We start from the raw sequence: 13,124 nt of genomic DNA on the forward strand, positions 1-13,124 counted from the left end.
TATTCCTCCTTCATTCATCTCGATTGTTGCATGATCCATCAATGATGGTCGATGTTCACCTTTTGGGAAATGTAAACGGTTGCCAAGACGGTGAAAATGTATGCCTGCACCGTTCCGACGAAAATGGAGTAACCGAGCCAGACCAAAAGCGGAGCTCCGGTGAGCAGCGGTGAGGCTTTCAACATGATGACGATCAACACCTCACCGGCGAAGATGTTTGCCCAAAGACGCATCGCGTGGGTGGTCGGTTTGGCCAGTTCGTCGATGATATGGAGAAACACAAACCCCTTGAACGGTTGGAAGTAGTGAGCGAGATATTGCCTCGGATGCTTGCGGATTCCCATGAAGTGGGCAAACAGCGCGATGGCAAAGGCCATGGCGAAGGTGACGTTCATGTCCGCGGTCGGAGAGCGGAACCAGACCACCTCTCCTTCGGCGTTTTCAAAGGCTTCCCCGGAAAGCCCCCATTCCGGTATGGGATGGTGAGCCTCGGAGGGGACCATCATCATGACGCCGAGCTGATTGGCAAAGAAGATGAAGAGGAACAGCGTCACGACAAAGCCGATGTATTTGTCGGCGGATTTTTTGTCAAAGCTCAGCTGCAGCACACCGCGGAGAAAATCGATGACCATTTCCATCACGGTCTGCATTCCGGAAGGTCGGAGGGCTAGCCGACGGGCTGCGGGGATGGTGATCAGGAGCACGAGGAGAGACGCGACGAGGGTTCCAATCATGACCGTCACGTCGAAGGTCAACCCCAAAAACTGCACCTTTGGCGTGATTTCCATTGGAGCGCATTTCACCCCTTTCCCTGGGAGGATGAGGACTGTGTCAGAATCCACACCTCGACGATGACAACCTGCACGTAGGAAAGGCCCAAGCCGAGACCGACCGCCGCCAAGTTGAAGAAATCCGGGTATTTCGCGGCAATGATGACCGCGGCGGCGGCCATGATCAGACGGTTTCCGAGGCCCGTACCCACCCGACCGGAACCGGTTCGGATCGATTCCCTCACAAGGCGGATCCTGCGTGCCAGATGGAGAACATTGTACAGGCTGGCCAATCCCCCGAGAAGCAGCCCGGCAAAAACCGCCTTCATCGGTGTGGTCAACCATAAAAGAAAGAATAGGGCGAGGACAACAAACGTCAGGATCGTCACCCGACGTTGTCTGATGCGCAAGGCCTCCATACGAAGCCACCCTTTGACAGACTGGGATCGGCCGGCCGGGATACCGCTTCTCAGCTCGATCCGCACTCCGGCTTGGGAAACCGGCGGTCGCCTACTGACCTCGCGTTCAACCCTTCAAAAAGGTGCGCAGGGTAAACGCGGCGCTGATCAGCCCCATCATCAGTCCGGCCAGAATCCCTGCCGCCAGGAAGAGAGGATCCGTCCCCCACTTGGCGTCCAAGCCGCGGCCGATCCACACTCCCGCCACGATGAATGTGACCACTTCCAGGCCGAGCGTCCCGACCAAACCGATCATGCGCCAGGGGCTGTCTGTATTTTTCTTCACAAATACCGTCCCCTTAAGCCGGGTGGAGTGAGATCATCCGACGGGGCAAATCGGACCGGTCGAAAAGCTCCGGATCGATACCCTGTCGTACCCATCGTCTCTCCGACTAATACTACCGAAGCCTCCGGGGGTTGTCAACTTTTTCACTTCAGTTATTATGAACACTTTGTCACAAATTGATCAAAGACTCACCGGGTTCCGAACAGCCGGTCGCCGGCGTCCCCCAGACCCGGCACGATGTAGCTCTTTTCATTGAGCCTCTCATCCACGGCGGCGGCGTAGATATCCACATCGTCGTGCTCCCCGTGAACCCTTTTGATCCCCTCTGGGGCGGCGATGAGACACATCAGCTTGATGCTCCGGCCTCCCATCTCCTTGATCATCTGGATGGCGGCCGCAGCGGACCCGCCCGTGGCCAGCATCGGGTCGATGACGATCAGATCCCTCTCCTCGATGTCCGAGGGCATTTTGGCGTAGTACTTGACGGGCTCCAGCGTCTCCGGATCCCGGTACAAGCCGATGTGACCCACCTTGGCCGCCGGGATCAACCGAAGAATGCCGTCCACCATCCCCAGTCCCGCCCGCAGGATGGGCACCAATCCCAGCTTCTTCCCCGCCAGCACCTTGCACCGGGCGGGAGCGACCGGGGTCTCCACCGTCACTTCCCGGAGGGGCATGTCCCGGGTGATCTCGTAAGCCATCAGGGCGGAGACTTCCTCCACCAATTCCCGGAACTCCTTGGTGCCGGTCCGCTTGTCGCGGATATGGGTCAATTTGTGCTGGATCAGGGGATGGTCAAAGACGTACACGTTCCCCATGGCGTATCCTCCCTTCCTGTTCCGAAGAACATTGTACTGTTCCTGAGTCCGGATGTCCATGCGATTGCGATTCCAGAAAAGGGAAATCAGCCGGATCCGCCACATCTGCTTCTAACATATGAGACGGGTCGGGGGAGCATGCCTCCGCGGGGCCGAAAAGAAAACCCCGCCGCATCGGCCGGCAGGGCGTGCTTCTCCTCCAAAGGCGGAATCGGGATCCCTTACCGCAGGAAGGGGAGCCGCTGCAAGGAGTCGGGCGGCTCCCCTTCACTTTTTCTTTTTCAGAATTTCTTACGCTTCCAGGGTCATGTCCGCATACAGCGGATACCGTTCGGTCAGCGCGGCAACGCGGCGCCGGGCTTCCTCCCGCACACCCTCACCCTCCGGATTCTTCAGCGTGAGGGCCATGATGTCGGCGATCTCCTCCATCGCTTCGGGATCCATGCCCCGGGTGGTGACCGCCGGGGTGCCGATCCGGATGCCGCTTGTGATGAAGGGGCTTTCCGGATCGAAGGGGATGGCGTTTTTGTTGACGGTGATCCCCACCTCGTCCAAGAGGTGCTCCGCCTTCTTGCCGGTCAGATTCAGGTTGCGGACATCGATGAGAATCAGATGATTGTCCGTCCCGCCGGAAATCAGGTTAAACCCTCTTTCCGACAGGGCTTCGGCCAGGCGGGCGGCATTTTCCACCACGCGGCGCGAATACTCCTTGAAGTCCTCCGTCAGGGCCTCCGCCAGCGCCACCGCCTTGGCCGCGATGACGTGCATCAGGGGTCCTCCCTGAATGCCGGGGAAGATCGCCTTGTCGATCTTCTTGGCGTACTCCTCCTTGCACAGGATCATGCCGCCCCGGGGCCCGCGCAGGGTCTTGTGGGTGGTGGTGGTCACGAAGTCCGCATAGGGCACCGGGTTGGGATGATGCCCGGTGGCCACCAGCCCGGCGATGTGGGCCATATCCACCATCAGCAGGCAACCCGCCTCGTCGGCGATCTCCTTCAACCGGGCGAAATCGATCACCCGCGGATAAGCGCTGGCACCGGCCACCAACAGCTTGGGGCGGTGCTCCAGGGCCAGTCGGCGAACCTCGTCGTAATCGATGCGGTGGGTCTTTTCGTCCACCCCGTACGAGACAAATTTGTAGAGGGTTCCGGAAAAGTTGACCGGGCTGCCGTGGGTCAGGTGGCCGCCGTGGGCCAAATTCATGCCCAGCACGGTATCTCCCGGCTCCAGCACGGCGAAATAAACCCCCATGTTGGCCTGGGCGCCGGAATGGGGCTGCACGTTGGCGTGTTCCGCCCCGAACAGCTTTTTGGCGCGCTCCCTGGCCAACTCCTCCACCCGATCGACGTGTTCGCAGCCGCCGTAGTACCTCTTGCCGGGATAGCCCTCCGCATACTTGTTGGTCAGAACGGTTCCCATGGCTTCCAGCACCGCGCGGCTCACGAAGTTTTCCGAGGCGATCAATTCAATTTTTCGCTTCTGCCGGTTCAATTCGTCCGCAATGGCCCGAGCCGTTTCGGGATCCGTTTTTCGCAAGTGTTCCAACCGCTTCTCCTCCTTTGCGCTGGATCGAATGGGCGCTCCGTCCGAGCAGGGCGTGAGCGTCCGCCTTCCCCGGCGATCACCTGCAGGCCTCCGCGTCCTCGGGAGTGTAAACCGCCCGGGCTCCTCCGATCAGTTTGGGACGCGTCTTGGCCGCCGTCACGTGGGCTTGGCCGATTTGACGGATCGAAGGGCGAACGGGGACGGCCACCGGACGAAGGTGCATTCCGATCAGGGTATCGCCGATATCGATCCCCGCATCGGCGACCACCCGCTCCACCAGGACGGGCTCTTCCATCCGCCGGTAGGCGTGGGCGGCCATCGCCCCCCCGGCCTTCGGAACCGGAATCGCCGATACCTCTTCCAGGCCGAACCGCTCCAACGCGGCGCGGGTCACCACCAGGGCGCGGTTCAGGTGTTCGCAGCATTGAAAGGCGAGGTGAAACCCCTCTCTTTCCTGCACGCGGACAATCCCGTCGTAGATGGCCTTCGCCACCTCATCGCTGCCCGACGTGCCGATCCGTCGGCCGACCACCTCGCTGGTGCTCACACCCACCACCAGCAGATGGCGGTCCGACAGAGGCATCTCCGCAAGCAGATCCTCGACCACCCGGGCCGCATCCCTCCGAAGGGCGTCGAGATCCACCGGAGTCATCATGCATCCCCGCCCTCAATCGCTCCGATTTTGGCCACCCGCCGTCCGTGGCGGCCGCCGGCGAAATCCGTCGTCAGCCAGATGCGGACGATCTCCCGGGCCAGTCCCGGCCCGACGACGCGCTCACCCAGTGCCAACACGTTGGCATCGTTGTGTTCCCGGCTCATCCGCGCCGAAAACTCGTCGCTCACCACGGCGCAGCGAATCCCCTTCACCTTGTTGGCGGCAATGGACATCCCGATGCCGGTTCCGCAGACGAGGATCCCCCGATCGAACTCCCCCTTCGCCACCCGCTCTGCCACGGGAAGGGCGTAGTCGGGATAATCCACCGAATCGGAACAGTCACAGCCCACGTCCTCGTAGGCGATGCCCATTTCCTCCAACAGATTACGGATTTCCTGCTTCAGACGAAACCCACCGTGATCGGATCCGATGATGACGCGCATCCCTCAGCCCCCCTGAAACCGATCAAAAATAATGTGCCCCCTTTTCGGGGGAACCCGTCATGGAGCCTGTGAACGCCTCCCGGGGTGTCGCAACGCACAACCTGCGTCTTCCGTTTCGCACCTAGGATACCCCAGCCGAAGGGGGATGTCAAACGGTTGCGGATCACGCGATCATGGAAATAAATCACTTCAATTTCCAGCCTTCCGCCTCCCCTCCTCCCGCCGCCACCGCTCGACGATCCGGCGCAAAAGCTCCTCCAACCGGTCGGCACAGCGACGGTAGGTGTCCACATCTCCTCCGAAGGGATCGGGAATATCCAGATCCTCCAGCGGAACGCCATCCTGTTCGAGGGCTTTCCGCTCCCGACGGATCGACTCCTCCAGGGACCGAACATCTTCCTCCTTTCCTCCGCCCAACGCCCTGCGCGCCTCCAACTCCGCGGTCATTTGCTCCAACCGCCTGATCCGTTCCCTCGTCTCGCCGTCGGTCAGCGCGTATTCCTTCAAGGTGTATACCTTTCCGACGCTGTCGGGATTCATCGAGATCAAGCGGCGTTTATGATCCAGCGTCATCGTCAAAATGAGATCGGCCCATTCGATCAATTCCGGATTGACGGACCGGGCGCGGTGGGAATGACGGATCCCCCGTTCCCCGAGCACCTTGCGGGTGTTTTCCGACACCTCCGCTCCATCCATCGCAAACAACCCCGCGGAACGGACGGACACCTTCAGCCCCTCCTTCCCCGCCAGGCGCGTCAGTATCGCTTCGGCCATCGGGCTGCGACAGGTGTTGCCGGTACAGACCAGCAGGACGTTTTTCACCGGGTCCATCTCCTCCTTTGCTCCTCCATTATCCGTGAATTTTCTCGATGATATACATGAAAAGCACCCCCGAAATCGCCCCGGCGGATGCCGCGCGCCGGTCCATCTCCCAGGCCCTGGGACCCACCTCCTGGGTGGTCACCCAGAGGATCGTCGTGGTGGCGAACACCAATCCGGCCGACACCACATCGGGTTTGTCCGCCAAAAACACCTCGCCGATCCAGGCGCCCAGGGGAAGCATCCCTCCCGTGGCGGCGGCGATGAGGAGAATGCGAAGGGGAGAGTGGCCGGAAACCCTCAGCGGGGCCGCCATCCCGATTCCCTCGGGCACGTTGTGCACCGCCATCGACAGGGCCAGAAGAATTCCCAGCTGGTGTTCGGTGTGAAAGCCGATCCCGATGGCCACCCCCTCCGGCGCGTTGTGGGCCGCCATCGCCAAAACCATGAGAAATCCCAGGCGGGCGAAGGTGGGGCGCTTTCCGCCTCCCCCGTTCGCCGTTTCGATCTGATGAAGGAGAATCATCAGCAACAGGCCGGCGGACATGCCCAACACCACATGGACCCAGGTGCCGTAGCGGACAGCGGTGGAAAGGAGGCTCCCTAGGGAAACCACCAGCATGACGCCCATCGACATCCCCAGGGAAAAGGAGATCCCCCTCTCGGACAGGGAGCCGAACCTCAGCACGACGAGGGCCCCGAGCAGGGTGGACATTCCGGAAAGGGCGCTGAATACAATCGCTTCACTCATCGGCCGGACCTCACATCAGGATTTTGAAGCCCAAGAGCAACAGGATCAATCCGCCCAACGCCTCTCCGTAGTTGCCCGCCCAGCTTCCCAGAAACTTTCCCAGCAGCATGCCCAATCCTCCCATCAATCCACCGAAGAAACCGATCAGTCCCAATGCCAAGGGGGCATCCGTGGACAGAATGCCGAGGGAAAAACCCGCCGACAGGGAATCCAAACTGACGCTGAAGGAGGAGACCAGCATCCCCCAGAAGGTGGTGACGGAACCGATTGACGACGCGCTTGCCTCCTTCAGGCTGCTCCACAACATATTCCCACCCAAGAAACAAAGCAAACCCCCGCCGACCCATACCGCTATATCCCCGACCCATTCGTTCATGTGCCGCCCGAGGGTCATCCCCGCCAAAGGCATCAGAATGTGCATGATGCCGATCGTGCCGCTCATCGCAAACAATTGTTGCGTCACCATTCCTCTCATTCCCAGGCCGATTCCGAGGGAGAAGGCATCCATGCCGAGCGCGAAAGCAATCATGATGAAGGTGATCAACTGTCCCCACTGGGGCAATGAGAACTCCATGACCCTTCCCCCTCATCCGGCTTGTCTGCATATGGATATGCTCCGGAAGGGGAAAAAAGAACCGCGCCTTCAAGCGGGCGATCTGGAAGGGATCGATTTTCCGCCGAACGACTTGCCACCGCATGGAGCCGATCGGAAAATCGCATCCCGCATCCGGAATTTACCGAAAGTCCGCACTTAAATGGGGTTGCGCGATCAAAACAGCTTGATCAGTTGATCCGGGTCATCCTGTCTTCACGATGTGTTCCGCCGCCCGGCTGATCTCCCTCATCCGGCAGCGGGATGGGGGAATTGACGCCTCTCTTTCCACTTCAAGAAGCCGGTTTGCTTTGCTGAAGAGATTTCTCCGTTCCGAGGAGAACCCTTCGAACGTACCACATGCAGAACAACGAAAACAGCCAATAAACGATTCCCGCCAGGAGAAAGACGCCCCCGACCCCGATCCGCCCGGCAAGGACGGCCCCCAACATCGGGGAGAACAGCATCGTTGCGTTTTGCAGCGCGTTGGCCGCCGCAACCACCCGTCCCACCATCTCCCGGGGCGATTCCGACTGCAGCAGTGTGGCATAGGGAACGTGGAACAAAGGGGCGACGATGCCGCCGGCAAACCACACCGCCAGCCACAGGGGAAACGGGAGCGCAAACCACTTCAGGCCACCCATGCCGATGACGATCATGAGAATACCCACCGGGAAAATGGATGTGCTCATCAAGACCAGCGGATTCCGAAAGCGGCGATGCAGCGGAGCCACAAGAAATGTCCCCAGGATGCTGCCGGCCGCGATCATCCCCGGAATCAGCCCGAAGGCTTCCACCCCCATTCCCAGGGATTTGGCCCAAAGGATGATCAACTTATCGTACATCCAGATGATCAACATCGAAACGGTAGCCGTTCCGATCACAAAGGTCAGGATCCGGTTGGAACGGATCATGGACCCCCGCCGTCAAATCCCTCAGGCTCAGGAGTCGGGCGGAGGCAGCTCCGGAAACCTTTTCATCCGCAGGAAGTCTCAGCAGAAGGATGGCGGCCAGCAAAAATCCCCCCGCTTCCAGTAAAAAACCGTTTCCGAACCGGAAACGGCGAAAACGAGCCCGCCGAATGCCGGGGCCGCAATTTTCGATGTGTTCAGGGACAACTGACCCAGGGCGTTGGCTTGCTCCAGCCGGTCCCGGGGGACGAGCCACCGCAAGGACGCTTGCCGGGCGGGATCAAAAAGGACATCGAGGATTTCTTTTAAGAAAACGAGCGGAAGAAGCCAGTAAAGGTCGGGTGCCAGAATAAAGCCGATCACGAAGGGAATGCGCAATATGCAACAAATCAACATCAGCCGCTTCTTGGACATGCGATCCACCAGCAGGGCGACCCAGGGACCGATCAGAATCCAGGGAAGGCCAGCCGCAAAGGCAAAGGCGGCCAGTGCGCCGGCACCCAGTCCCCACTCATAGACGATCAGCGCCTCCAGGGCCACCAAATCAAAAAAATTGCCGAAATCGGAAAACACCTGGGCGATCCACAAAAGGCGGTAGGAACGGTGGGTGAGGGGAGCAAAAAGGGTGCGCATGGCGTCTCACCGTCGCGGATGTTTCGGCAGGTCGCTTTCTTCCGGGCCGAGGGCGTCCTGCCTGCGCCGGCGGGCCTTCTCGTACAAACCATGGGGATCCTGGCGGGGCGGGGCGGGGGGACCTTCCAGGTAGCGGATGACCCTCCCATACCACTCGATGCTGAGCCGCAGATGGTCTAACCAATAATCCATCGCCAGGCCACCGAGTTCGCCGATGGCGGAATAGCCGTTCCGGGACCACTCCTCCAGGTGTCTCATCATTTCCTCCGCCTCCCTCCGCCGAAGTTCCAGGTGCTCGATCAAGGTTTCCCGGTCCTCCGGTAGGCCGGTTTCCCAAAAGCTGATTTTCATGACCAATTCGTCCCGAATCTCCGGCGGAGCCGGGGGACACCTCAACCAATCGGCCAGCTCCCTCCACCCTTTCGCCGTCAACTCGTAGATTTTGGTCATTCTACCCTCCCGTTCGGCCGTCACGGCACGGATGAAACCCTCCTCCTCCAGCTTTTTCAATTTGGGATAGATGCTCCCGTAACTGAGGCGGCCCCACCCCAGTTCCCTGCCGCTGATCTCCACTTCCTTCTTGATCCCGTAACCGGAATTGGGCATCCAGCTTAAAACGCCGAGCAAGATATGTTCTACCGACATGTCCACCTATCCTTTCAATATATCGTAACGATATATTAACCGATCCCGCCGCCCCTGTCAATCCAACCATGAAAAAAGCCCGCCCTGTCAGGCAGGCTGATCGGTGGAATGTCGTTTCGGTCCGGCGGAAGATCAATCCCCATCCCCCGTCGGGGTCCCTTTTTTCGCCCGGCGGCCGACGTAATCGTAGACGCCTTCATGATTCTCTTCCGGAAAGCGAAACCCCAATCCGAGCAAAAAAATCGTTTGTTGCTCCCGATCGACGCGGAAGACCAGGCGCATATCGGCCTTCCCCTTCAAGCGCCGGCTGCTCTTAAATTTGTGACAGCGGTATCCGGCGAGCGGCGGTTTGCGAAGGCGCTTCGACTGCTCTTCCGGATGAAGGATGACGGTCCGTTCGGCCTTTTCGTATTGAAATTTGAATTCCTCCCAGCCATCCGGGTCGGCGATGCGGGCGCGGATCCGCAAAAAGTCGTCAAAAAACTCCGGGTGAAACTTCTTCTTCATCGGATCCCCCGATTACTTCTTTTTTCGGGCCTTCCTCTCCAGAAATTCCATCGTGCTCACGCCTTCCGGAACCTCGATCCATTCTTCCTCGGGGGTGTCGGCCCGATGTCCGTATTTCAGGCGGATCATCGTCTCCTCCAGTTCTTCCTCCAGTTCCGCGATCCGTTCCAGCAGCGCCTTGTACGTCTCATAGCTCAATACGACCCCTTCGATTCCCTTTCCTTTGCTGAAATCGAGAGCAATTTTATCGTGACGGTGAATCCGCTTCAGAAGTTCCGTCTGATTCAACTTCTTGAGCTCACCCGCTCGGACGATTTCCTCCGGACTGAAGGAGGCGCTCAGCGCACTCAACCGAAATCGCCCCTTTCCCAACGCGAATTCCTCCTATCATGATGATACCTTTTTTGGAACAAAATAAAAACCGTTTTTTTGACTTTATTTTGGTCCTTTTTTCATCAGGATATGCCGGAGGTGCGAAAAAGAGTCGGGCCGGCGCCCGGCCGCATCCCCTCCGCACAAAAAAACGGCCTTTCCTTCCGGAAAGACCGCTCCGTTCGGGGAGCGCCATTTTCGCCGCGATGGTCTCACGAGGAAGATCCCTTCGGACACTGATCGTCGGCGCGGAAAACCCTTCCGCCGGCCGCCTTGTAAAGGCGGTTCATCACCGGGCGGAAAAGCCCTTCTGCAGGAAAGGTTTCCGCCAGTATGTAGTCGACACCCGCCCGGTCCATCTCCCGGAGAGCCCGGTACAGGTCGCGGGCGACGCTTTCCGGTTCGGCCCTCCGGCCGCAGGCCACCACCCGGTCCGCTTTATAACGGAAGCGGTTTTCCTCCGTGGTGAGAATGCCCACCCGCCGGCCGGCCTTCCGGGCGTGATCCGCCAACTCTCGAATGCGGTGGACCAGCGCTTCTCCGCTTCCCTCCACCAGCCACATCTCCCCTTTGGGGGCGTAATGGCGGTATTTCATCCCCGGTGAGCGGGGCGGATGCGCATCCCCCTCCAGCGCCGGATCCACCCGCACCTCTCCCACCGTCTCACGCAGCTCCTCCAGGGTGACGCCCCCCGGCCGAAGCAACAGGGGGACCGAACCGGTGACGTCCACCACCGTGGATTCCAGGCCCACGCCGGTGGGACCCGCGTCCAGAAGGCCGTCGATTTCTCCCCCCAGATCTTCCCAAACGTGTTCCGCCTCCGTCGGGCTGGGTCGGCCAGAACGGTTGGCGCTGGGCGCGGCCACCGGCAATCCGCTCTCCTGAAGCAACGCCAGCGCCACCGGATGGGAGGGCATTCGCACCCCCACCGTATCCAGTCCGGCGGTCACCTTTGGGGCCACCGTTCCCTTGTGGGGAAGGACCAACGTGAGCGGGCCCGGCCAAAAGCGGCGGACCAGCAACTCCCCCTTCGTAGGGAGCTCCGCGACCAGATCCTGCAGGCGGGAAACGTGGCCGATATGCACGATGAGGGGATTGTCCCCGGGCCTTCCCTTCGCGGTGAAAATCCTGGAAACGGCCTCTTCCGACCGGGCATCGGCCCCCAATCCGTACACCGTCTCCGTCGGAAAGGCCACCAGCTTCCCCTCCCGGAGCATGCGGGCCGCTTCCCGAATCGCCGGGTGTTCCCTCAGCGTCTCCGCATCCTCATGCTGCCCGATCCGCCACCGAAGCGCCGCCTTGCCCACTTGTCCTCACCCTTCCCAAAGCCTTTTCCCTTTATCATACCACAGGGAAGGCGGGACCGGTCCGCCGGGGGCTCTCCGCCATACCCTTCGGCTCGGGATCAAAAGCATCCGGCTCTTATGGCCCGCCTCCGCCCGGGAATTCATCCCCATTCCCGTGCTCCCGCGGAACGGAGGTCGCCCCTTCATCTCCCGCGAGCACCTGGGAAAGGCGGCATCGCATCAGCCTTGTTTCCCCGCTCCCCGCCGCTTCCCGCAGGTGCTCCGAACCGCGGATCGGCTCGGGTAGTTCGGCATCGTCCACCTCGGAAAAGCCGATCGCCTCAAACAGGGGAAGGAAACCGGGGGCGGCCAGATACAGTTCGTCGATCCCCCTCTCCCGGGCGGCGGACAGAGCCAGGAGGAAGAACTTGACGCCCACTTGCGGATTCCATCTCTCCCGTTCCACGACGAAGGAGCGGAGGAGCCCCGCCCTCCCGTATATCTCCATCCCGAGGGTCCCCGCGATGCGGGGAGGGTCCCCGATCTCCTCCAACACCCAAAAGTGTTCCGGGTGCTTGTCCACCCCATCCTGCCGCACGCCCGCTCCCTGAAGCAGTCGGAGGATGGCGGGAACATCCCCGCTGCCGGCTGTCCGGATCACAAACATGGGACATGCCCCCCTTTCGGCTTCGTCCCTTTATGATATGAGGCGAAGGAAGGGGGCAGAACTGCGGAGAGAAATTTTTTAAAAAGAAAAAGCCCGCCCGGAGCGGTCCGGTCGAGCGGATCCGGGGCGGTCACTGTTCCACGAACCTCAGCGCGGCCACGCAAGCGACGATCCCCAGGATGCACAGAATGCGGAGGGGGTTTTTCGACTCTTTGAAGAAGATCATGCCCACCACGGCCCCGCCTACGGTTCCGATCCCCGTCCACACGGCGTACGCGGTGGAGAGGGAGATGGTTTCCATCGCCTGCAGGAGCAATCGAAAGCTGATGAGGAAGCCGCCGATCATGAGGATGTTGTTCGTCCAGTTGTCCCGTTCGGATACCCGCTTGATGCCGATCACGCCGACCACTTCAAACAGACCCGCCGCCACCAGCATCCACCAGTCCATCATCTTCCCTCCTCCCCGCTGGTCACCTTCAATCCCACGATGCACAGGAGCAGAAGAAGAACCAGGATCACTTTCAGCGGCCCGATCCGTCCCTCGGAAACCGCCTCAACCACCACGGTTCCGACGGTGCCGATCGCGGTGAAAACGGCGTAGGTGGTTCCCACCGGAAGGACCTTGGTGGCCCGGATGATCAAGTCGAAGCTGACCAGGAGGGAAACGAGGACGACGAGGTCCGGCACGGCATCATATTTGAATCCCGACGCCCAAACGATTTCCAGCGCCCCGCCGATCAACACATAGGCCCAGGCGCGGTTTGGACTGGGCGGCTTCGCTTTTTTCTCTCCGCTCATGCCCGTTCAGCTTCTCCTTTCCCCGAAAGTAACCGAAAACCATTCTATCACGTTTGGGGTGAAAAACCCACAAGCCCCATCCGTCCGCGAAATGTCCGACCGCAAAAAAAGTCCCCTCCGGTCCGCGGGGATCGAAGGGGACAGGCTTGTCCCATGGGAAGAGTGTGG

Annotated in this window: 19 protein-coding genes; all 19 read right to left on the reverse strand. The window is 60.3% G+C overall.

Annotation, left to right across the window (positions count from 1 at the left end):
• Positions 1-38: 38 nt before the first annotated feature.
• Complete coding sequence (gene atpB, locus CLV97_RS02730; RefSeq protein ID WP_106343997.1) at positions 39-788, reverse strand: F0F1 ATP synthase subunit A; 750 nt, start codon at positions 786-788, stop codon at positions 39-41.
• Between the two features lie 11 nt (positions 789-799).
• The gene (locus tag CLV97_RS02735; protein ID WP_106343998.1) at positions 800-1,189 is read right to left on the reverse strand and encodes an ATP synthase subunit I; all 390 of its coding nucleotides are present in this window, start codon (positions 1,187-1,189) and stop codon (positions 800-802) included.
• Positions 1,190-1,295: 106 nt separating this feature from the next.
• A complete protein-coding gene (locus tag CLV97_RS02740) occupies positions 1,296-1,514 on the reverse strand; it encodes an AtpZ/AtpI family protein (RefSeq protein WP_106343999.1) in 219 nt (72 codons plus the stop codon).
• A gap of 188 nt (positions 1,515-1,702) precedes the next feature.
• Positions 1,703-2,332 carry a uracil phosphoribosyltransferase gene (upp, locus tag CLV97_RS02745; RefSeq protein WP_106344134.1) on the reverse strand — a complete coding sequence of 210 codons (630 nt, stop codon included), beginning with the start codon at positions 2,330-2,332 and terminating at the stop codon, positions 1,703-1,705.
• A gap of 291 nt (positions 2,333-2,623) precedes the next feature.
• Positions 2,624-3,877: a serine hydroxymethyltransferase gene (locus tag CLV97_RS02750; RefSeq protein ID WP_106344000.1), complete on the reverse strand. Its 1,254-nt coding sequence runs from the start codon at positions 3,875-3,877 to the stop codon at positions 2,624-2,626.
• 76 nt (positions 3,878-3,953) lie between these two features.
• The gene (locus tag CLV97_RS02755) at positions 3,954-4,529 is read right to left on the reverse strand and encodes a TIGR01440 family protein (protein WP_106344135.1); all 576 of its coding nucleotides are present in this window, start codon (positions 4,527-4,529) and stop codon (positions 3,954-3,956) included.
• Entirely contained in the window at positions 4,529-4,975 is a 447-nt protein-coding gene (gene rpiB / locus CLV97_RS02760) for a ribose 5-phosphate isomerase B (RefSeq protein ID WP_106344001.1), read from the reverse strand. The genes CLV97_RS02755 and rpiB overlap by 1 nt, the downstream gene beginning before the upstream one ends.
• Before the next feature lie 189 nt (positions 4,976-5,164).
• Positions 5,165-5,797, reverse strand: coding sequence for a low molecular weight protein arginine phosphatase (locus tag CLV97_RS02765; RefSeq protein ID WP_211295662.1), 633 nt, complete (start codon positions 5,795-5,797; stop codon positions 5,165-5,167).
• Between the two features lie 28 nt (positions 5,798-5,825).
• The gene (locus CLV97_RS02770) at positions 5,826-6,545 is read right to left on the reverse strand and encodes a ZIP family metal transporter (RefSeq protein WP_106344003.1); all 720 of its coding nucleotides are present in this window, start codon (positions 6,543-6,545) and stop codon (positions 5,826-5,828) included.
• A gap of 10 nt (positions 6,546-6,555) precedes the next feature.
• The gene (locus CLV97_RS02775; RefSeq protein WP_106344004.1) at positions 6,556-7,119 is read right to left on the reverse strand and encodes a manganese efflux pump MntP; all 564 of its coding nucleotides are present in this window, start codon (positions 7,117-7,119) and stop codon (positions 6,556-6,558) included.
• A gap of 311 nt (positions 7,120-7,430) precedes the next feature.
• A complete protein-coding gene (locus CLV97_RS02785) occupies positions 7,431-8,051 on the reverse strand; it encodes an MFS transporter (protein ID WP_106344006.1) in 621 nt (206 codons plus the stop codon).
• A 78-nt stretch (positions 8,052-8,129) separates the two neighbouring features.
• Positions 8,130-8,681, reverse strand: a complete 552-nt coding sequence (locus CLV97_RS02790) for an MFS transporter (RefSeq protein ID WP_106344007.1) — start codon at positions 8,679-8,681, stop codon at positions 8,130-8,132.
• Positions 8,682-8,687: 6 nt separating this feature from the next.
• Positions 8,688-9,326 (reverse strand): PadR family transcriptional regulator, encoded by a 639-nt coding sequence (locus tag CLV97_RS02795; RefSeq protein WP_106344008.1) that lies wholly within the window; start codon positions 9,324-9,326, stop codon positions 8,688-8,690.
• Between the two features lie 132 nt (positions 9,327-9,458).
• Complete coding sequence (locus CLV97_RS02800; RefSeq protein WP_106344009.1) at positions 9,459-9,833, reverse strand: type II toxin-antitoxin system RelE/ParE family toxin; 375 nt, start codon at positions 9,831-9,833, stop codon at positions 9,459-9,461.
• A 12-nt stretch (positions 9,834-9,845) separates the two neighbouring features.
• The gene (locus CLV97_RS02805) at positions 9,846-10,205 is read right to left on the reverse strand and encodes a hypothetical protein (protein ID WP_106344010.1); all 360 of its coding nucleotides are present in this window, start codon (positions 10,203-10,205) and stop codon (positions 9,846-9,848) included.
• Between the two features lie 212 nt (positions 10,206-10,417).
• Positions 10,418-11,512: an L-threonylcarbamoyladenylate synthase gene (locus tag CLV97_RS02810; protein WP_425440538.1), complete on the reverse strand. Its 1,095-nt coding sequence runs from the start codon at positions 11,510-11,512 to the stop codon at positions 10,418-10,420.
• A 115-nt stretch (positions 11,513-11,627) separates the two neighbouring features.
• The gene (locus tag CLV97_RS02815; protein WP_106344011.1) at positions 11,628-12,158 is read right to left on the reverse strand and encodes a GNAT family N-acetyltransferase; all 531 of its coding nucleotides are present in this window, start codon (positions 12,156-12,158) and stop codon (positions 11,628-11,630) included.
• A gap of 130 nt (positions 12,159-12,288) precedes the next feature.
• On the reverse strand, positions 12,289-12,606 hold the full coding sequence (locus tag CLV97_RS02820) for a DMT family transporter (protein WP_106344137.1): 318 nt from the start codon (positions 12,604-12,606) through the stop codon (positions 12,289-12,291).
• Positions 12,606-12,956: a DMT family transporter gene (locus CLV97_RS02825; protein WP_106344012.1), complete on the reverse strand. Its 351-nt coding sequence runs from the start codon at positions 12,954-12,956 to the stop codon at positions 12,606-12,608. The genes CLV97_RS02820 and CLV97_RS02825 overlap by 1 nt, the downstream gene beginning before the upstream one ends.
• Positions 12,957-13,124 lie beyond the last annotated feature (168 nt).

The organism is Planifilum fimeticola (assembly GCF_003001905.1).
GTDB lineage: Bacteria > Bacillota > Bacilli > Thermoactinomycetales > DSM-44946 > Planifilum > Planifilum fimeticola.

Excerpts from the sequence above, each read along its gene's own strand:
- atpB (WP_106343997.1), bottom strand. The coding sequence starts at position 788 with ATGGAAATCACGCCAAAGGTGCAGTTTTTGGGGTTGACCTTCGACGTG.
- CLV97_RS02735 (WP_106343998.1), bottom strand. The coding sequence starts at position 1,189 with ATGGAGGCCTTGCGCATCAGACAACGTCGGGTGACGATCCTGACGTTT.
- upp (WP_106344134.1), bottom strand. The coding sequence starts at position 2,332 with ATGGGGAACGTGTACGTCTTTGACCATCCCCTGATCCAGCACAAATTG.
- CLV97_RS02755 (WP_106344135.1), bottom strand. The coding sequence starts at position 4,529 with ATGACTCCGGTGGATCTCGACGCCCTTCGGAGGGATGCGGCCCGGGTG.
- rpiB (WP_106344001.1), bottom strand. The coding sequence starts at position 4,975 with ATGCGCGTCATCATCGGATCCGATCACGGTGGGTTTCGTCTGAAGCAG.
- CLV97_RS02770 (WP_106344003.1), bottom strand. The coding sequence starts at position 6,545 with ATGAGTGAAGCGATTGTATTCAGCGCCCTTTCCGGAATGTCCACCCTG.
- CLV97_RS02775 (WP_106344004.1), bottom strand. The coding sequence starts at position 7,119 with ATGGAGTTCTCATTGCCCCAGTGGGGACAGTTGATCACCTTCATCATG.
- CLV97_RS02785 (WP_106344006.1), bottom strand. The coding sequence starts at position 8,051 with ATGATCCGTTCCAACCGGATCCTGACCTTTGTGATCGGAACGGCTACC.
- CLV97_RS02790 (WP_106344007.1), bottom strand. The coding sequence starts at position 8,681 with ATGCGCACCCTTTTTGCTCCCCTCACCCACCGTTCCTACCGCCTTTTG.
- CLV97_RS02795 (WP_106344008.1), bottom strand. The coding sequence starts at position 9,326 with ATGTCGGTAGAACATATCTTGCTCGGCGTTTTAAGCTGGATGCCCAAT.
- CLV97_RS02800 (WP_106344009.1), bottom strand. The coding sequence starts at position 9,833 with ATGAAGAAGAAGTTTCACCCGGAGTTTTTTGACGACTTTTTGCGGATC.
- CLV97_RS02815 (WP_106344011.1), bottom strand. The coding sequence starts at position 12,158 with ATGTTTGTGATCCGGACAGCCGGCAGCGGGGATGTTCCCGCCATCCTC.
- CLV97_RS02820 (WP_106344137.1), bottom strand. The coding sequence starts at position 12,606 with ATGGACTGGTGGATGCTGGTGGCGGCGGGTCTGTTTGAAGTGGTCGGC.
- CLV97_RS02825 (WP_106344012.1), bottom strand. The coding sequence starts at position 12,956 with ATGAGCGGAGAGAAAAAAGCGAAGCCGCCCAGTCCAAACCGCGCCTGG.